Raw genomic sequence first — 22,628 nt, 5'->3', positions numbered from 1 at the left:
CGGGCTGCGACCAGTGTCGGGCCTGGTGACGGCGCGACTCGCCACAGCGTCGGGCATGTGCGACGTCAGGGTGTTCGCGTAGGTTTGTCGCATGATCCGCCGTCTCGCAGCCGCCGGCGCTGCGCTCGCCGTCCTCGCGCTCGCCGCGTGCTCGCCCACTGACGAGGAGCCGTCGCCCACACCGACGGAGACCTCCACGGCCGCTCCGGCCGACCCTGTGGAGCCGCGCGACTCCGTCGTGTACGACCAGGAGCTCACGTGGGAGCGCTGCGGTGAGCTCGAATGCGCGACCATCCAGGTACCGCTCGACTGGTCGGACCCGAACGGCGAGACGATCGACCTCGCGCTGAACCGGGCGCAGGCCACGGATCCGGGCTCCCGGCAGGGATCGATTCTGATCAACCCGGGCGGGCCCGGCGGATCGGGGCTCGACTTCACGGAGTACTTCACCGTGACGTATGGCGACGCGATGGCGGCGGCGTACGACATCGTCGGCTTCGACCCACGCGGCGTCGGATCGTCGACGCCCGTCGAGTGTGGTGATGGTTCGACTCTGGACGCGTACTACGTGACCGACTTCCCGTCCGAGACCCAGGAGGACCTCGACGCCTGGGTCGAGCGCACGGCGACGTTCGCGCAGGGCTGCGCCGACGCGTCGGGCGCCATCGTCGAGAACGTGGACACCGTCTCAGCGGCGCGGGACATGGACGTGATTCGCGCGCTCGTGGGCGACGAGCAGCTCAACTACCTGGGCTTCAGCTACGGGACGCAGCTCGGCGCCACCTACGCGTCGCTGTACCCCGAGACGGTCGGCCGCATGGTGCTGGACGGTGCCGTGGACTTCCTGCTCCCGGACATCGAGCAGGCCGAAGGCCAGGCCGCCGGGTTCGAACAGGCGCTGACCGCATTCCTCGAGTGGTGCGGTGACCAAGGTACGTGCCCGCTGTCGAGCGACATCGACCGCGCACGCGGTCAGATCGGGACCATCGCGCGCACGGCGCTCGAGGACCCGTACCCGACCGGCAACGGCGGCGAGGTCAACGGCAACCTCATGGTCTACGGCATCGTCGTCACGCTCTACTCCGAGGAGAGCTGGCCCTACCTCGAGTACGCGCTGCAGGAGGTGCTCGACAGTGGCACCGCAGCCGTGTTCATGGAGCTCGCGAACTTCTACCTCGACCGCGACAGCGCCTCGGGGGAGTACCTCACGAACTCCACGGTCGCGTTCACCGCGATCAGCTGCTTGGATGGCGACGACGAGGAGTGGACCCTCGCCGACCAGCAGGAGTTCGCCGCCGCGATGGAGGAGGCCTCGCCCACCTTCGGCTGGTGGTTCGCGAGCGGTGGCGGCTGTGCCGGCTGGCCCTGGACGGCGGACGAGAAGGTCGAGTCGCTCGACTATCCCGACGACGCGAGCACGATCGTCGTCATCGGGACCACGCGCGACCCCGCCACGCCCTACGGGTGGGCGGAGTCGCTGACGGAGCGCCTCGGCAACGCCGTCCTCGTCACCTACGACGGCGACGGCCACACGGCGTATGGCCGCTCGAATCAGTGCATCATCGACTCCGTGGACGCGTACTTCGTGGACGGTGCGGTGCCCGATTCGGGTTTGGTGTGCTGACGCGCTAATATGTCTACTCGCGCCCTCGGGCGCACGCCGCCTTAGCTCAGTCGGCAGAGCGATTCACTCGTAATGAATAGGTCAAGGGTTCGATTCCCTTAGGCGGCTCCATCGATCGGAAGGCCCGGTTCCCGCACAGTGTGGCGGGTGCCGGGCCTTTCTGCTGCGCACAGTCCTCCGCGATGTGACCCTGCGCTTCTGGTCCCGCGCCTTGGGAGGCGTTCAGTGCTCTCCGGATGCGGTTCTGAGCACTGAGTGCCTCACAGGGTGCGCGTGCTCGGGGGAGAGGGTGGAGTGGGGGCGTGGCTCCTAGTGACTGACGCGGGCCCGGCGTCCGGCGAACTCCACGACATCGCCGACCTGGAGCTGGCGACCGCGGCGCAGATCGACGTCGCCGTTGACGGTCACGTCGCCGGAACGGATCGCCTCCTTGGCTTCGCCGCCCGAGTCGACCAGGCCTGCGAGCTGGAGGAACTGGCCAAGGCGGATGATGCCCCCGCCCGCAGGGACGTCGTCAATCGGTGCCGAAGTAGCCATGCGTGCATCGTAGCTGGGGGGCTCCACAGCGTCGGGGTCGCGAGCGATGCTCTTGCACTTGACCGGAGCGCGAGCCGCACTGAGTTTTCAGAACGATCACGTTGGCAAGCATCCCGCCCCGGGGGAGGCATGATGTGCAGCGCGCGCGTCGCTGTCACGGTCGTCATCGACCCCGATCGCATCCTCCTGATCGCGGGGGACGCGGGGCTCGTTGAGCTCGACTGGGCGAGCCTCGCTCTCGCCGGCGTATGCAAGCACTGCGGGCACTGGGACCTGACGGATGTGCACGGCGCGGGGTTCGTCGTCGAGCCCAAGTCGTGGCGCGGAGGTCAGAAGATCGTGCGCCGACTCCGTGAGCGGGTCCCCGAGGGGGTCGTGTACGAGGTCCGTCACCCGGGCGCATCCGAGTAGCACCCCGCACGTCCGGCTCGCGCGGGCTACGGTGAAGCATGGCAACGGTGTCCCCGCTCGTCCCTGCGTCGCAGGTGCTGAGGCGCACGTTCCGCGCGTTCACGTCCACGATGCGCCCCGCCGGCTATCACGGCGACTACCAGGGCGACGTGGGCTTCTTCGAGGGCTGGTACGTCAAGCTCGTCTCGGCCGACCGTAGCGCCCGAGTCGCGGTGATCCCTGGCATCTTCAAGGGCGGTCGCGACGGCGAGGACGAGGCGTTCGTGCAGGTGCTCGACGGCGTCACGGGGGAGTCTTGGTACGAAGTCTTTCCCGCGTCGGAGTTCGCTGGCGACGCACGCAGGTTCGATGTGCGCGTGGGAGGCAACCGCTTCGGTGAGGGCGGCCTCGAGGTGGACCTCCCTGCGTCGGGCCTCCGCGGAGCCGTGCGCTTCACCGACCCCCTGGACCCGTGGCCGGTCACCTTGACCGAGCCCGGGGTGATGGGCCGCTACGCGTGGGTGCCGGTCATGGAGTGCTACCACGGGCTCGTCTCGTTTGGGCATGGGCTCGAGGGCACGCTCACGCTCGGCGGGCGCGAGCTCGACTTCACGGGCGGGCGCGGCTATCTCGAGAAGGACTGGGGTCGCGCGTTTCCGCAGGGGTATGTGTGGATGCAGACCAACCATTTCCGGACGCCAGGGGCGAGCCTTTCGGCGTCCATCGCGACGATCCCGTGGGGGCGCACGAGCTTCCAGGGCTTCATCGTGGGGCTTCGCCTGCCCGACGCTGGGGTTGAGTCGGGTGCCGCGGCCGGGACGAGCGGCCTGCACAAGTTCGCGACGTACACCGGCGCGCGCACGACCGCTCTCGATATCGATGACGACGAAGTGCGGTGGACGATGCGGGCGCGCTCCGGGGAGGAGCTGAGGCTCGTCGCCGAGCGGCGCCGAGGCGGGCTGCTGCATGCGCCTGTGCGCACGCAGATGCATCGCCGTGTCGAGGAGACGCTCGACGCGCGGGTGCGTGTGGAGCTTGTCGCGCCCGACGGGAGGGTCCTGTTCTCGGACACCGGCGAGGCCGCGGGCCTTGAGGTGCACGGCGACCTGGAGGGGTTGATCGCGTTGGGCTCACGCGGGTAGGCACGACGCGGAGGCCGGGCCGAAACCCGGCCCCCGCGTCGGGCGCAGCGGTATCGCCTCAGGCGAGCTGCATGGTGGTGACGCACGTGGCGTCGTCGGCGTTCGCGGTCGAGAGCTCCTGCGTGGCGGTGAGACCGTCGTAGGTGACCGTGAGCGTCGCCTGGATGTCGCGCGGCAGCCACAGGCCCACGAAGCCGTTGGCGAACGTGGTGCGGGTCTCGTCGATCAGCACCTCGCCGGTGGCGGCGTCGGTGACGAGCACCTGAACCTCCTCGTCGCCGAGTTCGCCGGTGCACGTGGTCAGCGAGTGGAAGTAGCAGTCGTGCGTGCTGTCGACGTAGGGCGCGAACGAGACGTAGAACGCGTCCTCGGGCATCGGGATCGATGTCTCGCCGGACTCGGTGGTGACGAGCACCTCATCGGGCCGGATCGATGCCATCAGATCGGTCGGGCGCTCGTCGAGGGGCAGCGCGTCGAGCGTGTCGATGAGCGTACGCGCGTCGGCGTCCTCGAGGCCGAGGGCGGCGAGGGCCGGGTCGCCGGGTTCGTCCGACGCGGTGGCTCCGGTGGTCTCGGGCACGTCCGACGCGGGTGCCGAGCATGCGCCGAGGGTCAGGGCCGCGGTGGTGACGGCAGCGGCGATGATGGCCGCGCGGGCGCGGCGGGTGATGCGGTGTGACATGGGTGTTCCTTCGAAAGTGAGATGAATGGTGGCGCGCCAGGGGCGCTCTCGGACTTTCGGAAGGTTTACGTCCTCAGCACGCACAGAGCGGTGAGGTCGGGGGTGCGGGGCGTCCAGGTCAGACGCCCGACGCTGCGGTGGGCCTCGCGGAGTAGCGGCAGGTTCCAGCGGCGGCGGGTCACGAACGGCAGCGCCAGCAGTGCGACCGCGAACAGCATCAGCGAGCACGCGGCCATCGCCTCGTGCTGCTCGGTGCCGCACGTCGCGCAGGTCAGCGGCTGGGGGGTCGCGGTCGACGCGGCCTCGCGGACCGCGGCGTGCATGGTGGGGGCGTGGGCCGTGTGATCCGCGGCAGTGATGTCGTGCGCGGTGGCGATCGACGCGTCGGGCATGGCCGCGGGCGTCGCGGCGGCGGGCGATCCGGTGAGGACGAGCGCCGCGCCGAGCGCGAGTAGCACGGACAGCACGGCCGCGCGCGTCTGCGCGAGGCGGGGGCGTGCCGGACCATGCGTCATGGCGTGAGTGTAGGTCGGTCCCGGCGCTTCGTGCACCGGACCTGGGGCCCATGCCGGCGCGCTCCACCACAGGGGTTGCGCATGCGCCACATCAGAGTGACACTAGCGATATATCGTTCGGTGTCGTTCGATAGATCGCTGAAGGAGGCAGTCATGGGCACCACGCACAGCGGCGAGAGCCGCAAGGGCTTCGACCCGTCCGCCACGGTGGACGCGATGTGGGAGGCGTTCGAGCAGGTGCGCTCGGGCATCAAGAAGGAGGTCGGCACGCGCATGGGCCGCGGAGACGTGCGCTCCGCGATCCTCGTCCTGCTCGCCGAGCAGCCGCGACACGGCTACCAGCTGATCCGCGAGATCGAGGTGCGCACCGACGGCAGGTGGAAGCCCTCCGCCGGCTCCGTCTACCCGACGCTGCAGATGCTCGCCGACGAAGGCCTCGTCACCGTCGCCACCGACGAGGACCGCAAGATCTACTCCCTCACCGCCGAAGGCAAGGAGGCTGCCGACGTCGCCTCGGCGCCGTGGCAGGACACTCCCGCAGGCGAGCCTCGCCCGTACGGTCCGCTCGCAAAGGCAGGCTTCGATCTCGCCCAGGCAGCGGCGGAGGCTGCGCGCTCCGGCTCGAGCGCCCAGCAGGAGCAGGTGGTCGAGGTCCTCACGACGGCGCGACGTAGGATTTACTCGATCCTCGCTCAGGACTGATCTGCGCCTCCCAGGCGTTCCCGATCAGGACTGACGTCACCCGAGAAGCGGGGGCGTGACAAGCCCGGCGACCCACCCGTCGGGCAGGCGAGGACGAGGAGGCGCGATGTCGGACGCCCGGCTCGATCGAGCGCGGTACCGCCGCATCCTGCGCTTCGCCGCACGCCACCTCGTGAGTTTCTGGTGGTACGAGCTGATCCTGCCGCGCGTGGGGATGGGCGGCGTGGCCGAGCGCACGCGCGCGACCCGCATGCGCACCCTCGCGCGCCGCTTCCGTGCGCTCGCGGTGGACCTCGGCGGGCTCATGATCAAGCTCGGCCAGTTCATGTCCACGCGCCTGGACGTGCTTCCGCCGGACATCACCAAGGAGCTCGAGGGGCTCCAGGACGAGGTGCCCGCCGCGCCGTTCGCTGACATCAGGGCGCTCGCGGAGGCCGAGCTCGGGGTGCCGTTCGAGCGGGCGTTCGCGTGGGTCGACGAGGAGCCGGTGGCCGCCGCGTCGCTCGGGCAGGCATACCGGGCGCGCCTCGCGGAGCTCGACGCGGGCGAGGTCGGCTTCGACGAGGTCGTCATCAAGGTGCAGCGCCCCGGCATCGGCGACATCGTCGCGGTGGACCTGGCCGCGCTGCGCCGCATCGGGCGCTGGCTGGACCGGCTGCGCGTGGTCTACACGCGCGTCGACGTGCCGGGCCTGATCGAGGAATTCGCTGAGGCGAGCAACGAGGAGATCGACTACCTCCACGAAGGCGCCAACGCCGAGCGTTTCGCCGCGGCCTTCGCCGAGGACCCCCGCGTGGGCGCACCGCTGGTCGTGTGGGAGCGCACCACGCGCCGCGTCCTCACACTGCAGGACGTCACGGCGATCAAGATCACCGACATCCACGGCCTGCGCGCCGCAGGCATCGACCCTGCCAGGGTCGCGTCGGTGTTCGCCGAGGTGATGCTCGACCAGTTCTTCCGTCACAGCTACTTCCACGCCGACCCCCACCCCGGCAACATCTTCGTCACGCCCAGGCCCGACGGCGGGGCCGGCCCCGCGTTCGCGCTCACCTTCGTGGACTTCGGCATGATGGGCGAGGTCCACCCGCGGCTGCGGGAGGCCGCGCGCCAGCTGGTCATCGCCGCTGCGGCGCGCGACGGCCGCGGCATGGTCAAGGCCATGAACGACGCCGGCGTGCTGCTGCCTTCGGCCGACCAGTTCGAGCTCGAGCGCGTCGTGTCCCAGGTGTTCGCGCGGTTCGGCGGCATGGGCTTCGCGGAGCTGCGTCAGGTGGACCCGCGCCAGTTCCGCGACTTCGCGCTCGAGTTCTCCGATCTCATGATCGAGATGCCGTTCCAGATGCCCGAGGACTTCCTGCTCATCATCAGAGCCGTCTCGCTCACCTCGGGCCTGTGCAGCTCGCTCGACCGCGACTACAACCTGTGGGACTCCGTGGAGCCGTACGCCGAGCAGGTGCTGCGCGGCGAGGGCATGGGAATTGCGGGGGACCTCGCGAGCCAGGCATGGGAGTCGGCGCGCATCGCGTGGCGCATGCCGCAGCGGCTCGACGCAGTGCTCGGCCAGCTGGAGTCGGGCGGTGTCGCCGTGCAGGTGCCCAAGATGGAGCAGATGCTGTCGCGCGTCGAGTCCACGGGCCGGCGCGTCGTCTCCGCGCTCATCTTCGCGGCGCTGCTCGTCGCGGGCTCACGCATCCACGCGGAGGACCGCGTGATCGGGCTCGTCATGATGATCGGCTCGGGATTTCCCCTGATGCACGTGCTGTTCGGGCGGCGCAGGCCGCGCTGACCCCCGGCGGGAGTGACGCGCGCCTCGAGCCCCGCGTCGGGCGTGTGCTCACCCGGTGAACACGTCGATGACGAGCCGGCCCGGATCGTCGAGCCAGAACACCCGGTAGGGCCGCACCTCATCCAGCCCGATGCCCACCTGTGTGATCCCCTCGAAGCCGCTCAGGATGCGCGCCTCGGTGATCCCACCGCCCAGGAGGCCCGTGCCGCTCACACCCAGGTACGGGTCCTCGCCGAGCGGCGTGCCGTCGTACCAGGCGCCGAAGCTCACCTCGAGCGAGGCCGTTCCGAACAGCACCGGAGCGAGCATCTCGCCGCTCGGGTCGACCACGAACGCGCTTGCGTCGTGCGGCGTGACGGACCAGCCGGGCTCGCCACCGTCGCCCGCGAACTCGAACACCCAGCGGTCGTAGCAGTCGTGGCGCCCCACGCGCATGTCAGCGCCCCATAGGTCTGAGCTCAGGTGCGCGGCCCACTCGCTGGAAGAGGTGGTTGCGGTGGTCGTGCCAAAGGCTTCGCATGTGCCCGACGCGGTCGGCTCCGGGGAGTTCGGCCCGCCGGTCGGCGTGGGCGACGGGATGCCCGGCGCGGTGGTCTGTGGCGTCGACGAGGCGGTCGTGCTTGCGGAGGGGCTCGGGGAGGCGACGGGGCTGGGGGAGCATGCGGCGGCCAGGGTCGCGGTCGCGAGGGCCGCGGCCGCCACGAGGCGACCTGTGCGCATACCTCCACGGTACGCCGGGCGGGTCAGGGGCGGCGAGGGAACAGCGCGTGCGCGAGCGCGACCGCGATGGCGCCGCCGACGAGCTGTGCGGCGATGAACGGCAGCGCCGACGCGGGTGCGATGCCTGCGAACGTGTCGGTGATCATGCGTCCCACGGTCACCGCGGGGTTGGCGAATGACGTCGAAGACGTGAACCAGTAGGCGGCGCCGATGTACGCGCCCACGGCGGGGCCCACGATCGCGGCGCGTCCCGTGCGCACCAGCGACAGGATCACCAGCACCAGGCCCGCGGTCGCCACGACCTCCGCAAGCAGATGCGCGGGCGTGGCGCGCTCGGTCGTGGACCATGCGGTGGGCGTTGCGAACATCGCGTTCGCAAGCGCCGCGCCTGCGAGCCCGCCCAGGAGCTGAGCGCCGACGTAGACCGCCGCGTCGGCCGTGCGATCCATGCCGCCCACGACCCTCTCGACGAGCGTGACCACGGGGTTGAAGTGCGAGCCGCTGACCTGCTGGAACATGAGGATCAGCACCGCGAGGCCGAGCGTCGTGGCGAGCGAGTTCTCGAGCAGCTGGAGGCCCACGTCGTCGCTCAGCTGCTGCGCCATGATGCCCGAGCCCACGACGATCGCCACGAGCAGCGCAGTGCCGAGTCCCTCCGCGAGCGCGCGGCGCCACAGGGTGGGGGCCTCTGGGGTCTGGCCGGCAGCGGCGGTCGCGGGGGCGGCGGGGTCCGGCACGTGGTGAGTCACGCTCGCATCCTTCCGCACCGAGATAACTCAGTCAACGTTGAGCGATCTGGAGGGTGGCGTGCGCGCGTGCGGGTTCAGTGCGCGGCGTACTCCTGCGCCCATCGCGCAGAGCCCTCGGGCCCGCCGAACGCGAACACGTGCAGGTGAACGTCGCCGTGCGCGGATGGGTCGAGCCGGGCGCCGAGCTCGTCGACGAAGGCGTCGGGGCCGGCCGTGGCGAGCAGGTTGCCCAGCGACAGCCCGTACTTGCGGATCACCCCCGCGCCGGTGGCGACGCCGCAGCGCTTGGCGAACGCCAGGAGTCGCTTCGCGTTGGTGGGTCCCGGAACGCCCACACGCACGGGCGCGGTGACGCCACGGTCGCGCAGTGCGGCGATCCAGTCGATCACCGCGTCGGCGTCGAACGAGAACTGCGTGAGCACCGTCGCCTCGATGCCCTGCTCCGAGAGCGCGGCGACCTTGTCGACGAGGGCCTGCCACAGCGTCGAGGTGGCGATGTCCGGGTGGCCGTCGGGGTAGCCGCCGAGCGCGACGTCCTGCGCACCGTGCTCGTGCAACAGGCCGGTACGGATGAGGTCCAGTGCCGACGCGTAGGGCCCCGCGGGCGTACGAGGGTCGCCCCCGACGGCGACCAGGTGCGTCGCGGCGCCCTGATCGGCCAGAGCCTGAAGCGTCGAGCGCAGCTCCTGCTCGCCCGTGAGCCTGCGTGCCGCGAGGTGCGCCACCGGGGTCAGGCCCGCGCGCAGGGCCGTGGCGGCGGTCGCGAGACGCGCCGTAGGGTCCTCGCCGTTCAACGCCGTGAGGTGGATGCGAGTGCCGGGCGCCATGAGGGTCGCGGAACCCGCCAGGGCGTCGGCGTCGCGCGAGGTGATCTCGAACGAGACGCCGTCGAGGAGGTCGGCGCGGGTGGTCACCGGCCCATGGTGCCACCTCCGGGCGCGCCCGCGAGACGGCGCTGCGAGTCTCGCCCGCTACTCGAAGCGCGCAGTGGGGGAGACGTAGATCCCCTCGCCCAAGGTGAAGTCATCCTCGCCGAGCACGACGGCGAACACGTCGTTGTCCACCGAGGTCACATACACGAGCGGCGCCACGAACATGAGCGCACCCTGCGACCAGCCGTCCGCCAGCGGGACGGTGTACGGCGTGTAGTCATCGAAACCGCTGAGATCGCACAGCCCCTCGTCGTCGGGCACGGCGCGAGCGCTTCCCTCGGTCTCCAGAGAGACGATCGGCATGTCGGTCGCGAGCGGGCCGTCCTCGCCGTCGGTCCAGGCGGTGGGCGTCATCGTGCCCGTGACGGCGTAGCAGCCCAGGTCCTCGAAGGCGGTGTCGGTGAGGTCCACGGGCACCACATCGGTGACCGTGATGTCCCACACGCCCGCGGACGTGGACTGATCGGATTCGATCGCGGAGTCGTAGATGAACTCCTGGTCGAGCCAATAGGGATCGTCGGGGGTGCCGGTGCCGCCGGTGGCGGCCGTCTCCGTGGGTTCGGGTTCGGCCGTCTCGGTCGCGGTCTCGCTGGGAGTCGCCGAGGGCGTGGCCGAGACGGAGGGGTCGGTCGCCTCGTCGCGGTCCTGCAGCATCATCCAGATGATGATGACCACGCCGATCAGTGCGAGCACGCTGATGAAGATCGCGATCCCTGGGCCGCGGCTCTTGAGTGGCTTCCGGCCCGGCTCGGGGTGGTCCGCGTATGGGTGGTCAGGTGGCGGCACGGTCATGATCGGTCCTCTCCCCAGGAGGTTCTACCCCGGTTCCGACGCTACTCCTCCTGGTAGAGCCATGCAGGGTCAGGAACCGGACGCAGGAATCTCGATCACCTCGACCGGCGTGACGACGATCCGCACCGACACGTTGCGCCGCAGTTCCGTCTGGAGCGCGGTCTGCAGCTCGGCGGCCGCGGGGACCTGGTCGGAGCCGATGAGGAGCACCGTGACCTCGCCGTCGCCGACGGTGACGGCCTGCAGCAGCAGGTCGGTGTCCTCTCCCAGCCAGTCGTCGACGACGATCTGAGCATCGCGCTGGTCGGACGACCTCGCGACCAGGCCCTGCGACGTGAACATCAACGGCACGAGGATGACCGCGCCGAGCGCGGCGTACGGCGCGATCGTGCCGATCACTCCCCACGGGTTGCGGCGCAGCACCTTCTGCCGCGCGAAGCCGGTGAGGACGAACACTGCCGCTGCCGAGAGCACGATCGCGACGAAGTTCGTGAGGAACAGCAGGAACGCCCCCCAGGCCGCATCGGGCCTGTCGTTCGCGAGCGAGACGCCTACGACTGCGAGGGGCGGCACCAACGCGACCGCGATCGCGACGCCGGCGATGCTCGACGACACGCGCTTGTCGACCGTCGCGAATGCTCCCGCGGCTCCCGCCGCGACGGCGATCAGCATGTCCACTGTGTTCGGGCTGATGCGCGACACGATCTGCGAGTTCGAGTCCATCGCGACCGCGACCGGCGCCCACGCGGCGAGCCCGTAGCTGAGCAGCACCGCGACCGCCACGCCCAGCGCGACCGTCAGCGTCGAGTGCGCGGCGCGCCGGCTCCAGCCGTTCACGAGCGCGCCCGCGAGACCCAGGATCGGGATCATGAGCGGCGCCACCAGCATGGCGCCGATGACCACGGCGGTCGAGTCGGCGAGCACCGCGTAGGTGGCGATGCCCACCGACAGCACCAGCATCACCCACCACGCGCCGAGCTTCCCGTACCGATCCGGCTCCTCGAAGTAGAGGCCCTCGGCCGCGTCGGCCCGGTCGGTGCGGCCGATGTCGGAGCCGCGAATCCAGTCCCACACGATCGCGACGACCGTCGCGTCGACGGGCTCGACGGCGGTGTCCCCGCCGTCCGCGCGTCGGATGGACCACGCGATGAGGATCACGCCCAGGAGCATCGCCACCACGGCCGCGCCGACGATCACCGCGTCGATCAGCGCGGCGGTGGTCACGGCGGCGAGCACGCCCAGCGCGGCGGCGACGACCGCGCCCGCGATGCGGACGGCGCGGTGCGAGGTGTCCTTCCAGCGCACCAGCGTGACGGCGAGCGTGATCGCTGCACGCACGGCCACATAGACGCCGGCCAGCCCGATCAACAGTTCGACGCTCAGGCGGCCGCCGTCGCGCAGCACGGTGATCTCGGCCACCATGAACATCAGGAAGGCGAGGCTCACGAGTCCGCGCAGCAGGACGAGCGACCGACGCTTGCGCGCGCCGAAGCGGCTGCGGCCCGTGAGCGCGAAGACGAAGTCGAGCGCGGTCGAGCCCAGCAGCGTGAGCACCACGAGCAGCTGCAGAAGTCCCACGGTGAGGGTCGGCATGAGCAGCACCGCGGACCCGGCGAGCAGCGAGCCGATGCCGCGCAGCGCCACGGGGTTGGCGAGCGCTCGCGCGAGGTCGAGTGCGCTGGCGCCGACGGTGGGGGCGTCCGAGCGCAGGCTCGGGATGGCGCCTGTGGGCGGGTTCGCGTCAGCGCCCGACGCAGGGGTCGCCCCCGTCTCCGGCGTGGCATCGTCGCTGGAATCGCCTGGCTTCATGTCCGCCTCCACCCGCGTGCGCGGTCCACTTCCGCGCGTGCCCACATCGTACGACCGACGCCTGGACGTGACGCGTGTCACACGTAGAATTGCGAGGTGCGCGATCCGGCGCGTCTGCATGCTCGCCGGTTTCCCCGCGCCGCTGAGGGAGGGTCGATGCGTCGACTGCAACGTGTGGCCGCCGCCGTGCTCGTCGCGCTGGCGTTGACGGCGTGCGCGCCGGACACCCCCATCGAGGTCGACCCGACAGCGACCTCTGTCGGCGAGGTCACCGGTGAGGGCTCCGCGATGCCGGACGTGACGCACAGCGTCAACGTGGACGACCACATCAGCACCATCGCGACGGTCGGCGGGATGACGATCGACGTGTACGACGCCGCGGGCGGCACTGTGACGCGCACGCTCAATGCCCGCGATCTGCTCACGGTGCCTGACCAGACGCCGTTCGTGTTCCATGTGCAGGAGAACGACGGCGACTGGCTGCTGGTGGACCTCCCCATTCAGCCCAACGGCTCCACGGGGTGGATCCGGGCCTCGGACGTGACGCTCAGCTACACCGACTACTGGATCGAGATCTCGCTCAGCGAGTACAACCTCAAGGTGTGGAAGGGCGCGACTCTCGTGATGGAGACCACGGTGGGTGTGGGCCGCGCGGACCGGCCGACCCCGGGCGGCGGCTACTACCTGCGCGAGGTCCTTCAACTCCCGGACCCCAACACGGTGTACGGCCCCTACGCATACGGGCTCTCGGGCTATCAGCCTGTGCTCGACTCCTTCAACGGTGGCCAGCCGATCATCGGCATCCACGGCACGAACAACGCGGACTCGTTCGGCAAGGACGTCTCGAGCGGATGCATCCGGCTTCCCAATGACCAGATCACGAAGCTGGTGCTGGAGATCAACCCGCCGCTCGGCACCCCGGTGACGATCTCGGGCTGACCCCGCGCTCGCGCCACCCACGCCCACGCCCACGCCACCCGCGCCACCCGCGCCCACGCTGCCCGCTTGTCTGCCGAAGTGACGGTCAGATGGGCAACTCGCGCTCGACGATGCTCACAGTCGCGCCTCAGCCGTCACTTCGGATCCGGGGGCGCAGCAGCGGGGGCCTAGCGGCGGGCAGCGGGGGCGCAGCAGCAGCGGGGAGCAGCGGCAGGCCCGATGGGCGAGGCCAGACAGGGCCGAGCCGACATCGAAACCGCTAAGGGGGGGCGCAGTTCCGATGCCGGCTCGGGGGCTTGATCTCACGGGCGCCGCTGCGAATGCGCAGCTGGCGTCTCTCTGAGGGGCCATGAGATCAGCCCGGGAAAACGAATCGGGCCGGCATTCGCCGGCCCGATTCGTTGATGTCTAGCCGGTGTAGCTAGGCGTTGCGGTAGGCGGTCCAGAGGACAGCACCGTGGTGTCGACGTCCGGCGGCAGGCAGTTCGTCGAGTCGGAGTCACCGGCCGGCGGGTAGAACAGCGTTCCCATCGTGGTCGGGTTCACCGAGATCTCGTACGGCACTCCCGCTGCGGTGGCAGACCACCCGTAGTTCTCGGGGGAGACCTGCGCCCATGCGTCGCCGACCTTCTCCCAGCCGGGCCAGTTGAGGATCACGTAGGTGCTCGGATCCGTCGGATCGATGTCACCTTCGGTCAGTCCCTCAGCCGGTGCGATCTCAGCCCCGGGCCACAGCAGGTAGCCCATGCCGAAGTCGACCTCCCACGGAGTGGGCATGCCGGGGTAGTTCGGGTCCTTCAGCGAGATCGTCGCCTTGGCGCCGACGGGCAGCTGCTCGCCGGGGTCGTTGACCTCGATGTCGTACTGGATCCACGGGGTGTCGCCGATGCAGACGCCCGTGAGCTCAGCGTCCATCGTCACCGGAAGCTCGCCACCCGAGGGGGGCAGGCAGTCGGTGTCGATGGTGACGTTGCGGCCGTTGTTGTCCCAGTAGTTCGGCAGGCCAGTGCCGACCAGGTAGTCCTTCTCGGGGCCCTGCAGCCACACTGTGATGACCACGGAACCGCCGTTGTAGTCCTCAGGGAACGTGGCCGGCATCATCATGCCGTTGACGGCATCGGTGGTCATGCCCGCACCTTCGAGGTATCTGACCTCGTAGGGTCCGATGCCTTCGGGGGACTCGTCGATGGTCCAGTCGAACGAGCCGCACTGGAGCGCCGGCGTGAACTCGAAGCAGTCGGCTCCGTTGAACTCGCCTTCGGCGAGCCATTCGGCGATCGACATGCCCGCAGGGCGCTCGGTGGCGTCGCAGTAGTTGTACTCCTGCTCCTCGGGCTCACCGCAACCGTTGTAGTCCCCATCCTCCTGCCACGGCGGAAGGTTCGGGTAGTCCTCCTTGAGCAGCATGGTGGGCTCGCCTTCGACCCAGCCGCAGACGTACTCGGGCTCCTCGTCACCGTCGCCGATGCAGACGATCCAGTGGGAGACGCCGGCCTGCTGGTCGCCGTTGTTGAGCGGCGGGTAGTACGCCTCGCCGACCACGGGGTCGTCGAAGATGGCGTTGCCGTTGCCGTCACCGCCGGAGCTGCCGCCCTTGACGATCAACGAGACGTAGTCGTAGTCGCCCTTGAGTTCGACGTAGGTCTTGCCGTCGCCGTCGGTCTTGACGTCGCCGTAGGTGCTGTCGTCCTTGTAACAGGTCGCACCCGGGTACTCGACCTCCCAGTAGTCGGGGTGGTTCGGGTTCTCGGTGGTGGGCGACTCACCTGGCGGAGTCGCGTACGCCGGGATGGCCCATGCGGACACCGCCAGCGCTGCGGCGCTTGAGATCGCCGCGATCTTTCCTCGGAGTTTCATTGCACTCACCTCAGCTGCGAGGCCTGGGGATCCCTCCACCCCCATGTGGAGCCTCGACGCTTCACGGTACGTCCGCGAGTGTGAGATATGCAACACGAATATTGCCAAGAACGCGGTTATCGGTGTAAGTGGCTCGAGACTTGAGCGCTTCGTCCCAATTGGTGGCTCGCAGTGCCATCTTCAGGAGCTCTCCTAGGCGCTGATCGGGCGCCCACGGCGGCAACTCTCGTGCTCACAGTGTGGCAGACCTCACACAATTTGGCCATGGTGGAGCAGCGGCTCCGCAGCACTCGCCCGGCAGCGCGAGACGCGGCCGCTAGCGCCTTGCTCGGGCCCGCGAGACGCCGAAGGCCGGGCCACGCGCCTCGGGGGACGCATGACCCGGCCTTCAGCCTTCGCCGCCGGTGGCGCTCAGGAACGGAGGGGGACCGTGGCGCGAGCGGCTGGTCTGGGCCAGCGCGGCGGACGGTGACCGACCGCCGCGCTGGCGACAGTGGGTGCTAGCCCGTGTAGGTGGGCGTGGCGATCGGCGGACCGGAGGAGAGGACCTCGGTCTCCACGATGGGCGCGCAGCCCTCGTTGGTCCACTCGATGTCGTTCTCGCCGAGTTCGTCGACGCGGACCTTCACGGACTTCTCCTGCTCGGCGTCCCATTCGCAGATGAACACCGGTGTCTCCCCGTTGGGCGGGTTGTCGGAGACGCCGCCGTCGGGCTCGCATCCCTCCTCGGTCCACTCGATGTCGTCCTCGCCGATCGCCTCCACCGGGGTCTTCTCGGAGGTCTCGGTCTCGGAGTTCCAGACGCAGATGAAGAGGTCGTCCCCGCCCGGGGGCTCTTCGCCGTCCGGCGGCGTGGAGGGAATGACACACAGGTGGCTGATGGCGTGCGCGACGCGCGTGATGGTCTCGCCCTGCTCGACGTCGTAGAAGTACTTGAAGCGGCCGTCGGGGTCGTCGTTGTTCGAGTTCGGCGGACCGCCCACGAGGATGACTGCCTTGTACGCCTTGTCGGCGGTCCACGACAGCGACGTGTTGTCCCAGCCGGATGCGGGCTTGTCGTAGCCGGACGGGCACTGGCCCTCGAGGCCGATGCACATGCTCTCCTGCGATCCTTCGCCGAAGTGCTCGTTGTACAGCGAGATCTGCACCCAGGTGACGCAGAAATCGCCCTCGAGGCCGAAGGCGGACCACGGCAGGAACGACTTGCCAATGTAGTAGCTCTTGGGGCTGTCGGGCGCCTGGTTCAGCGACTCGAAGTGCAGGTTGAGCTTCTTCAGCTCTCCTGCCACGTCCACCTCAATGTTGACGTGCCCGTTGTCCTCGAACACGTCGCCCGGTGCGAGCGTGATGCCGTCCTCGTCGACGGTGTACGGTGTCGGGTCATCCGACCCGCCGGCGTAGGCCGGGATGGCCCAGGCGGTGACAGCCAGCATGCTGGCGCTGATCACCGCCGCGATCTTGTCGCGTAGTTTCATCGGTGGTTTCCCCCCATGTCGAGGCCGGGAACTCCCTCCGCTCCCGAGGAACCTCGTGGGCAATCAAAGCGCCAAAGTGTGACGTACGCAACATCCGAGGCGTGATTCTGTGGAATCCGACACATTCGAGACCGGTTCGCGGTCCCTTCCGCGGGGTGCGATGGGCCGGGTCGGGGCACCTGCCCGATGCTGTAGGCGGGCGCCTGGGGCAACGTCCGATGCGGCGGCTCTGTTCTCTGTGGCTCTGCGCCTGGTCAGTGCGCGGTCGAGAGCAGATGTGGCACGGCGGGGTCGTGCGCCGCGAGGACCACGAGACCTGGCAGTCGCTCGGCGAGCGCGACGATCTCCGCTGTGGTGGTGCGCTGCAGCCCTTCGGCACCTGTACCAGGGACGATTCCCTGGGGCATGAGAGTCGGATCGTAGGTGACGTCGCCGACGAGCAGCAGGGGCGACCGGCTCCCGCGCTTGATCAGCAGGCTCGCGGACCCGGGTGTGTGCCCGGGCGTGGATAGCAGGACGAGCGAGCCGTCGCCATACAGATCCCAGGCGCCGGGGAAGCCGGAGAGCTCCGGGTCGTCGCATGGGCCGCCCCCGAGGGCGAGCAGCGCCGCCGGTGGCTCCACGGTGGTGGCCGGGGAGTTATCGGCGAAATTGTCGAGAGGCACGGGCAGCAGGTTCGCGCCCTTCGGGGAGACGTGTCGGGGCATCACGCCGTGCATCTCGGGCGTCTTCGCGTCCAGCAGGCCATGCTCCTGCGCGCTCACGAGCACGGGCACGCCGGGCTCGAGAAGCGCGATGTTGCCCGCATGATCCTGGTGGAGGTGCGAGACCACGGCGATCGACGCGTCGGGCAGGCCGATGCCTTCGCCAGCCAGGGCGTCGGGCAGGCTGCGCTCGACGACGAACGAGGCCTGGCGCGCGAATGCCCAGCCGAGGAAGCCGCCCGGGTAGTAGCCGGGCTCGGCCGATGCGGGGGACTGGCCCAGGTCGAACAGGACGAGTCCGCGGGGGTGCTCAATCGCGAAGGTCCAGATCGGCATGGGCTCCGACCAGGTGCGGGAGGTCGCGGTCCACCACAGCATCGGGCGCCAGTCGCCGGCGATGTTCTGGGGTCGCACGCGCACGGTTCCGGTGGAGACGGCGACCACGCGGCCGATCGGGGAATCGGTCATAGCGACACTCTGCCGCAGCCCATCCACGAGGGGAAGGGGGTGCCGTTGCTTCGCGCGCCGACAGCGTCTAATATCTCAATCATGGTTGAGGCAATCTCAGGCGACAACGAGCGACTCGCGCGCCGCGCGACCATTCACGGCGCCCTCGCAGACCCCCAGCGGCTCAGGATCGTGGACTCGCTCGCGACCCGCGACCTCGCACCGGGAGAACTCGGCGACCTGCTCGGACTCAGTTCCAGCCTGCTCGCCCACCACCTCAAGACGCTCGAGGCGGCGCGCATCGTGCGCCGCCGCCGCTCCGACGGGGATGGGCGCCGCAACTACGTGAGCCTGCGCTGGGACGACGCCGTGGTCGCCGCTACTGCAGCCGCCTCGCGTCACCTCGACGCGACCCGCGTCGTGTTCGTGTGCACCGAGAACTCGGCGCGCAGCCAGATGGCTGCCGCGCTGCTCGCGTCGCGCGGCACGGTCCAGGTCGGTTCGGCCGGCACTCACCCAGGCGAGGCGATCCATCCCCGCGCGCTCGCGCAGATCGACGCGCACGGCCTCGCGCCCGTCAGCGCGCGCCCCGCCACGCTCGAGAGCGCACTCCGGCCCGGCGACCTCGTCATCGCGGTGTGCGACAACGCCTACGAAGAGCTCGACGACGAGATGGACCTGCTGCACTGGTCCGTCCCCGACCCTGCGGCAAGCCCCGACCCCGACGCATTCGCCTCGTCGTTCGAGAGCCTCGAGCGCCGCGTCGGGCGCCTCGCAGACTCCCTCGCCTGACCCCGCGCCAGGACCCACACCCACCGTCACCCCCCACGCAGGCTCCCCGAGAGGACACCATGATCACCCCCGAGCACGACCAGACCGAGACGCACGACCCCATCCCGCTCGATGTTCAATACTCGCTCGACAGGGCGCACGAGCGTCTCATCGAGGAGTTCGCCGGCACCTTCGGTCGCGAGACGGTGCGCCAGCTGCTCGACCACTCGTATGCGACGCTCTCGGCGCGCGCCCGCGTGCCGCAGTTCGTGCCCCTCCTCGCCGAGAAGTTCGCGCGCCAGCGCATGCAGGCCTCGAGCCACCGTCGCACCGGGGACGAGCGAACGGCCGTGCTGTTCCTGTGCGTGCATAACGCGGGCAAGTCGCAGATGGCGCTGGGACTGTTCGAGAAGTATGCGGCAGGGCGCGCGCTCGCCTGGTCGGGCGGCTCCGAGCCTGGCGCCGAGATCAACCCCGATGCCGTGGCGGCCATGGCTGAGATCGGCATCGACATCACGGGCGAGTTCCCCAAGCCTTGGACCGAGGAGACCCTGCGCGCGGCCGATGTCATCGTCACCATGGGCTGCGGTGACGCCTGCCCCGTCTACCCGGGAAAGCGCTACCTCGACTGGACGTTCGAGGGCGACCTCAGCGGCGCGGCTGGGGCGCGGAACGCTCGCGACCAGATCGAGGCGCGGGTCCTCGGCCTGCTCGGGGAGCTCGGCCTCGAGGTGGCCGCCAGGGAGTCCGCGACGGTCTAGCGGGGACCCACCGCCGGGCAGGCCAGGCCGCGCGCCGCGCGCGCATAGGTCCTCGTCCCCGGGCTCACGCGGCGCGCGCAGTGCCACAATGGCGAACGTGACGACCACGGCACCGACTCCCGCGACCGCACCAGCCACGACCGACCTCGTCGAGCGTCTGCGCAAGAGTGTGCGTGGCGAGGTCGATGACAGCGCCCGACGCCGTGCCGAGTTCTCGACGGACGCCTCCAACTATCGGGTTGTGCCCCAGGTGGTCGTCTTCCCGCTCGACGCGGACGACGTCCTCACCGTCCACCGCATCTCGCGCGAGACGCGCACGCCGATCACCATGCGCGGGGCGGGCACCTCGGTCGCGGGCAACGCAATCGGCACGGGCATCGTCATCGACACGTCGCGCCACATGAACCAGATCCTCGAGATCGACGTGGAGAACCGCACGGCTCGCGTGCAGCCGGGCGTCATCATGGGCGACCTGCAGCGCGCGGTCGCGCCGCACGGGCTGCGCTTCGGCCCTGACCCGTCGACCTGGACCCGGGCGACGCTGGGCGGAATGATCGGCAACAACGCGTGCGGCCCGCATGCGCTCGCATTCGGCCGCACGGCGGACAACGTGCTGCGTCTCGATGCGGTCGATGGCCTCGGGAGGCGCTTCACGGCCGCCCCCGCAGCGTCGCACGGGAGGGCGAAGGCCCAGGGCAACAGCGGTGCCGGCAAGGCGAGCGGGGTGCGTGCGGCGGGTGCCCCGACGAGCGCGTCGGGCACGGCCGGGCCGAGCGTCGTCCCTGGTCTTGCCGAGCTCGTCGAGGGCAACCTCGCCCTGATCCGCACCGAGTTCGGGCGCTTTACGCGCCAGGTCTCGGGCTATTCGATGGAGCATCTGCTGCCCGAGCTCGGCAGCGACCTCGCGCGGTTCCTCGTGGGCTCGGAGGGCACGCTCGCGACCACCCTCGAGGCGACGCTGCGCCTGGTGCCGATCCCGCCGGTGCGGCTCACGGGCGTCTTCGCCTACCCGGACATGCCCGCCGCAGCCGACGCCGTGGTCGGGATGCTCCCGCACAAGCCCGACGCGGTGGAGGGCCTGGACGCCCGCCTCGTCGCCAGGGTGCGGGCCGCCAAGGGCGCGGACGGCGTGCCTGACTTCCCTGCGGGGGCTGGCTGGCTGCTGGTCGAGGTCGGTGCCGACACTGCCGAGGAGGCCGAGACGAAGATGGCGGCGCTCGCTGCCGACGCGGGCACCGACACGTATCGCGTGGTGCGTGACGCGGGGGAGTCGGCGAAGCTGTGGGCCATCCGTGCCGACGGCGCGGGGCTCGCGGGCCGCACCGTCACCAATAAGGAGTGCTGGCCGGGCTGGGAGGACGCGGCGGTGCCGCCGGAGAAGCTCGGAGCGTACCTGCGCGACTTCGACGCCCTCATGGAGCGTCACGGTGTGGAGGGTCAACCGTTCGGGCACTTCGGCGATGGCTGCATCCACGTGCGCCTGGACATCCCGCTGCAGGAGGACGGGGCCCCGCTGCGTGCCTTCATGGAGGACGCGGCTGCCCTCGTCGTCTCGCACGGCGGCTCCCTCAGCGGTGAGCACGGCGACGGCCGTGCCCGCTCGGAGCTGCTCGCGACCATGTACTCGCCCGAGTCGGTCGAGCTGTTCTCGCGCGTGAAGGCGCTGTTCGACCCGCACCACCTGCTGAATCCCGGCATCGTCGTGGATCCGGCGCCGCTGGACGCTGACCTCCGCCGTCCCGCGGCCCCCAGGACGGAACCCTCGAAGGGCGGTCTCGCCTTCGGGCACGACCACGGCGACCTCACCGAGGCGGTGCACCGCTGCACGGGCGTGGGCAAGTGCCGCGCGGACCTGCCCGGCACGGGCACGGGCTTCATGTGCCCCTCGTACGCGGCGACCAAGGATGAGAAGGACGTGACGCGCGGCCGCGCCCGCGTGCTGCAGGACGCGATCAATGGCTCGCTCATCGGAGGGCTCACCGCTCCCGAGGTGCGTCAGAGCCTCGACCTGTGCCTCAGCTGCAAGGCGTGCTCCTCGGACTGCCCGAGCGGAATCGACATGGCGGCCTACAAGTCCGAAGTGCTCCACCGGTCCTACCAGGGCAAGCTCCGCCCTATGGCGCACTATTCGATCGGGTGGCTGCCGAGGTGGATGAAGCTGATCGGCTGGGTGCCGTGGCTCGTCAATGGGGTGCTCGGGGTGGGCTGGATCCGCCGCCTTGTGCTTCCCATCGCGGGCCTGGACGGCCGACGCTCGCTACCGAAGTTCGCCTCCAAGCCGTTCAGCAGATCGGCGGTCGCGAAGTCGCATCGCCCGTCCGGCGCCACGGACATCTCGCGGGCAAGCGCCGACGCAGGGGCCAGGGCCGCCGACGGGCTCGCCGGGCTCGCTGGCGCGGCTGGCAACGGCGGGGCTGGCAACGGCGCGGCGCGCAGCGACAACCGGGTGGTGCTGTGGGCGGACTCGTTCACCGATGGGCTGGACCCGGAGATCCCGACAGCGATCGTCGAGGTGCTCGAGAGCGCAGGCTTCGAGGTCATCGTCGTCGCGGGCGATGCCTGCTGCGGCGTCACGTGGATCTCGACGGGTCAGCTGGATGGAGCGCGCAAGCACCTTGAGCACCTGCTCACTGTGCTGGGTCCGTATGCGGTCAACGGGATCCCGATCGTCGGGGTCGAGCCCTCCTGCACTGCGGTGCTGCGGGGTGACCTCACGGAGATCCTTCCCGACGACCCTCGCGCCCGCTCGGTCGCGGTCAATACGTTCACGCTCGCCGAGGTGCTCACGGGTCGCGCCCCGGTGAAGCCGAGCCCCGAGTGGGAGGTGCCGAGCCTCGAAGGGGTGGACGTCGTGGTGCAGCCGCACTGCCACCAGTACTCGGTGATGGGCTACGTCGCGGACCGCGATCTGCTCGCTCGTGCGGGTGCGACGGTGACGGAGGCTTCGGGCTGCTGCGGTCTGGCAGGCAACTGGGGTTACGAGAAGGGGCACTACGACCTGTCGGTGGACATCGCGAAGACCTCGCTCGTGCCGGCGCTCGAGAAGGCGGGGCTGTCCAAGGGCGGCACAGTGGTGCCTGGCACGGAGGGCGTGAGCGGTTCAGGGGCGGTCTACATGGCGGACGGTGTCTCGTGCCGCACACAGGCCGATCACGTCGCCGGGGTCGACGGTCTGCATCTCGCGGAGCTGCTCGCGCGCGCCGCCAAGTCCTAGCGCACGCCGCCAAGTCCTAGCGCACGCCGCCAAGTCCTAGCGCACGCAACACGACCGCCCCGTCCACGCAGGCCCGTCTC

The 22,628-nt window shown here is 70.1% G+C and carries 20 protein-coding genes and 1 tRNA gene; 10 read left to right on the top strand and 11 right to left on the bottom strand.

The window, feature by feature from the left end:
* Window positions 1-91: 91 nt before the first annotated feature.
* Both B7K21_RS09770 and B7K21_RS09765 read left to right on the top strand, forming a co-directional pair.
* Window positions 92-1,624 carry an alpha/beta hydrolase gene (locus B7K21_RS09770; RefSeq protein WP_084075239.1) on the top strand — a complete coding sequence of 511 codons (1,533 nt, stop codon included), beginning with the start codon at window positions 92-94 and terminating at the stop codon, window positions 1,622-1,624.
* A 35-nt stretch (window positions 1,625-1,659) separates the two neighbouring features.
* A tRNA-Thr gene (locus B7K21_RS09765) sits at window positions 1,660-1,735 on the top strand.
* Between the two features lie 198 nt (window positions 1,736-1,933).
* Here the strand turns inward: B7K21_RS09765 and B7K21_RS09760 are convergent.
* Window positions 1,934-2,161: an RNA-binding S4 domain-containing protein gene (locus tag B7K21_RS09760; RefSeq protein WP_084075238.1), complete on the bottom strand. Its 228-nt coding sequence runs from the start codon at window positions 2,159-2,161 to the stop codon at window positions 1,934-1,936.
* A 129-nt stretch (window positions 2,162-2,290) separates the two neighbouring features.
* Between B7K21_RS09760 and B7K21_RS09755 the strand changes: the two genes are divergently transcribed.
* Window positions 2,291-2,572 carry a hypothetical protein gene (locus B7K21_RS09755; protein WP_084075237.1) on the top strand — a complete coding sequence of 94 codons (282 nt, stop codon included), beginning with the start codon at window positions 2,291-2,293 and terminating at the stop codon, window positions 2,570-2,572.
* A gap of 38 nt (window positions 2,573-2,610) precedes the next feature.
* On the top strand, window positions 2,611-3,693 hold the full coding sequence (locus tag B7K21_RS09750; protein WP_234989269.1) for a tocopherol cyclase family protein: 1,083 nt from the start codon (window positions 2,611-2,613) through the stop codon (window positions 3,691-3,693).
* A 58-nt stretch (window positions 3,694-3,751) separates the two neighbouring features.
* Here B7K21_RS09750 and B7K21_RS09745 read toward each other — a convergent pair whose 3' ends face one another.
* Both B7K21_RS09745 and B7K21_RS09740 read right to left on the bottom strand, forming a co-directional pair.
* Window positions 3,752-4,375, bottom strand: coding sequence for a CueP family metal-binding protein (locus B7K21_RS09745; protein WP_084075236.1), 624 nt, complete (start codon window positions 4,373-4,375; stop codon window positions 3,752-3,754).
* Window positions 4,376-4,440: 65 nt separating this feature from the next.
* Complete coding sequence (locus tag B7K21_RS09740; RefSeq protein ID WP_084075235.1) at window positions 4,441-4,890, bottom strand: hypothetical protein; 450 nt, start codon at window positions 4,888-4,890, stop codon at window positions 4,441-4,443.
* A 153-nt stretch (window positions 4,891-5,043) separates the two neighbouring features.
* Here B7K21_RS09740 and B7K21_RS09735 point away from each other — a divergent pair, with 153 nt between their 5' ends.
* A complete protein-coding gene (locus tag B7K21_RS09735; protein ID WP_084075234.1) occupies window positions 5,044-5,592 on the top strand; it encodes a PadR family transcriptional regulator in 549 nt (182 codons plus the stop codon).
* A 106-nt stretch (window positions 5,593-5,698) separates the two neighbouring features.
* Window positions 5,699-7,378 (top strand): AarF/ABC1/UbiB kinase family protein, encoded by a 1,680-nt coding sequence (locus B7K21_RS09730; protein WP_084075233.1) that lies wholly within the window; start codon window positions 5,699-5,701, stop codon window positions 7,376-7,378.
* Window positions 7,379-7,426: 48 nt separating this feature from the next.
* Here the strand turns inward: B7K21_RS09730 and B7K21_RS12470 are convergent, their stop codons facing one another.
* From B7K21_RS12470 to B7K21_RS09705, 5 genes are all read right to left on the bottom strand, one after another.
* Window positions 7,427-8,098 (bottom strand): hypothetical protein, encoded by a 672-nt coding sequence (locus B7K21_RS12470; protein WP_144016167.1) that lies wholly within the window; start codon window positions 8,096-8,098, stop codon window positions 7,427-7,429.
* Window positions 8,099-8,121: 23 nt separating this feature from the next.
* Window positions 8,122-8,775, bottom strand: coding sequence for an aquaporin (locus B7K21_RS09720; protein ID WP_084075484.1), 654 nt, complete (start codon window positions 8,773-8,775; stop codon window positions 8,122-8,124).
* A gap of 146 nt (window positions 8,776-8,921) precedes the next feature.
* Entirely contained in the window at window positions 8,922-9,761 is an 840-nt protein-coding gene (locus B7K21_RS09715) for a methylenetetrahydrofolate reductase (RefSeq protein ID WP_234989268.1), read from the bottom strand.
* Between the two features lie 57 nt (window positions 9,762-9,818).
* Entirely contained in the window at window positions 9,819-10,571 is a 753-nt protein-coding gene (locus tag B7K21_RS09710; protein ID WP_084075231.1) for a hypothetical protein, read from the bottom strand.
* 69 nt (window positions 10,572-10,640) lie between these two features.
* On the bottom strand, window positions 10,641-12,380 hold the full coding sequence (locus B7K21_RS09705; RefSeq protein WP_144016166.1) for a DUF389 domain-containing protein: 1,740 nt from the start codon (window positions 12,378-12,380) through the stop codon (window positions 10,641-10,643).
* 156 nt (window positions 12,381-12,536) lie between these two features.
* On the opposite strand from B7K21_RS09705, the gene B7K21_RS09700 reads away from it, so the two are divergent.
* Window positions 12,537-13,319, top strand: coding sequence for a L,D-transpeptidase (locus tag B7K21_RS09700; protein WP_084075482.1), 783 nt, complete (start codon window positions 12,537-12,539; stop codon window positions 13,317-13,319).
* A gap of 408 nt (window positions 13,320-13,727) precedes the next feature.
* Here the strand turns inward: B7K21_RS09700 and B7K21_RS09695 are convergent, their stop codons facing one another.
* The 3 genes from B7K21_RS09695 to B7K21_RS09685 all read right to left on the bottom strand — a co-directional run bounded on the left by B7K21_RS09695 (window position 13,728) and on the right by B7K21_RS09685 (window position 17,823).
* Window positions 13,728-15,176, bottom strand: a complete 1,449-nt coding sequence (locus B7K21_RS09695) for a hypothetical protein (RefSeq protein ID WP_084075229.1) — start codon at window positions 15,174-15,176, stop codon at window positions 13,728-13,730.
* A gap of 500 nt (window positions 15,177-15,676) precedes the next feature.
* Window positions 15,677-16,651: a hypothetical protein gene (locus B7K21_RS09690; protein ID WP_084075228.1), complete on the bottom strand. Its 975-nt coding sequence runs from the start codon at window positions 16,649-16,651 to the stop codon at window positions 15,677-15,679.
* A 254-nt stretch (window positions 16,652-16,905) separates the two neighbouring features.
* The gene (locus B7K21_RS09685) at window positions 16,906-17,823 is read right to left on the bottom strand and encodes an MBL fold metallo-hydrolase (RefSeq protein ID WP_084075227.1); all 918 of its coding nucleotides are present in this window, start codon (window positions 17,821-17,823) and stop codon (window positions 16,906-16,908) included.
* An 81-nt stretch (window positions 17,824-17,904) separates the two neighbouring features.
* Between B7K21_RS09685 and B7K21_RS09680 the strand changes: the two genes are divergently transcribed.
* From B7K21_RS09680 to B7K21_RS09670, 3 genes are all read left to right on the top strand, one after another.
* Window positions 17,905-18,594, top strand: a complete 690-nt coding sequence (locus B7K21_RS09680) for an ArsR family transcriptional regulator (RefSeq protein ID WP_084075226.1) — start codon at window positions 17,905-17,907, stop codon at window positions 18,592-18,594.
* 59 nt (window positions 18,595-18,653) lie between these two features.
* Complete coding sequence (locus tag B7K21_RS09675; RefSeq protein WP_084075225.1) at window positions 18,654-19,334, top strand: arsenate reductase ArsC; 681 nt, start codon at window positions 18,654-18,656, stop codon at window positions 19,332-19,334.
* A gap of 88 nt (window positions 19,335-19,422) precedes the next feature.
* A complete protein-coding gene (locus tag B7K21_RS09670) occupies window positions 19,423-22,548 on the top strand; it encodes an FAD-binding and (Fe-S)-binding domain-containing protein (protein WP_084075224.1) in 3,126 nt (1,041 codons plus the stop codon).
* Window positions 22,549-22,628: the final 80 nt, after the last annotated feature.

The sequence above is a fragment of the Demequina sp. NBRC 110052 genome, assembly GCF_002090075.1.
Lineage (GTDB): Bacteria > Actinomycetota > Actinomycetes > Actinomycetales > Demequinaceae > Demequina.
The sequence above is the reverse complement of the archived record's forward strand: the minus strand, read 5'-3'. Positions and strand labels throughout refer to the sequence as shown.

Coding starts and splice junctions, on each gene's coding strand:
- B7K21_RS09770 (WP_084075239.1), top strand. CDS start 92: ATGATCCGCCGTCTCGCAGCCGCCGGCGCTGCGCTCGCCGTCCTCGCG.
- B7K21_RS09760 (WP_084075238.1), bottom strand. CDS start 2,161: ATGGCTACTTCGGCACCGATTGACGACGTCCCTGCGGGCGGGGGCATC.
- B7K21_RS09755 (WP_084075237.1), top strand. CDS start 2,291: ATGATGTGCAGCGCGCGCGTCGCTGTCACGGTCGTCATCGACCCCGAT.
- B7K21_RS09750 (WP_234989269.1), top strand. CDS start 2,611: ATGGCAACGGTGTCCCCGCTCGTCCCTGCGTCGCAGGTGCTGAGGCGC.
- B7K21_RS09745 (WP_084075236.1), bottom strand. CDS start 4,375: ATGTCACACCGCATCACCCGCCGCGCCCGCGCGGCCATCATCGCCGCT.
- B7K21_RS09740 (WP_084075235.1), bottom strand. CDS start 4,890: ATGACGCATGGTCCGGCACGCCCCCGCCTCGCGCAGACGCGCGCGGCC.
- B7K21_RS09735 (WP_084075234.1), top strand. CDS start 5,044: ATGGGCACCACGCACAGCGGCGAGAGCCGCAAGGGCTTCGACCCGTCC.
- B7K21_RS09730 (WP_084075233.1), top strand. CDS start 5,699: ATGTCGGACGCCCGGCTCGATCGAGCGCGGTACCGCCGCATCCTGCGC.
- B7K21_RS12470 (WP_144016167.1), bottom strand. CDS start 8,098: ATGCGCACAGGTCGCCTCGTGGCGGCCGCGGCCCTCGCGACCGCGACC.
- B7K21_RS09710 (WP_084075231.1), bottom strand. CDS start 10,571: ATGACCGTGCCGCCACCTGACCACCCATACGCGGACCACCCCGAGCCG.
- B7K21_RS09705 (WP_144016166.1), bottom strand. CDS start 12,380: ATGAAGCCAGGCGATTCCAGCGACGATGCCACGCCGGAGACGGGGGCG.
- B7K21_RS09700 (WP_084075482.1), top strand. CDS start 12,537: ATGCGTCGACTGCAACGTGTGGCCGCCGCCGTGCTCGTCGCGCTGGCG.
- B7K21_RS09695 (WP_084075229.1), bottom strand. CDS start 15,176: ATGAAACTCCGAGGAAAGATCGCGGCGATCTCAAGCGCCGCAGCGCTG.
- B7K21_RS09690 (WP_084075228.1), bottom strand. CDS start 16,651: ATGAAACTACGCGACAAGATCGCGGCGGTGATCAGCGCCAGCATGCTG.
- B7K21_RS09685 (WP_084075227.1), bottom strand. CDS start 17,823: ATGACCGATTCCCCGATCGGCCGCGTGGTCGCCGTCTCCACCGGAACC.
- B7K21_RS09680 (WP_084075226.1), top strand. CDS start 17,905: ATGGTTGAGGCAATCTCAGGCGACAACGAGCGACTCGCGCGCCGCGCG.
- B7K21_RS09675 (WP_084075225.1), top strand. CDS start 18,654: ATGATCACCCCCGAGCACGACCAGACCGAGACGCACGACCCCATCCCG.
- B7K21_RS09670 (WP_084075224.1), top strand. CDS start 19,423: ATGGCGAACGTGACGACCACGGCACCGACTCCCGCGACCGCACCAGCC.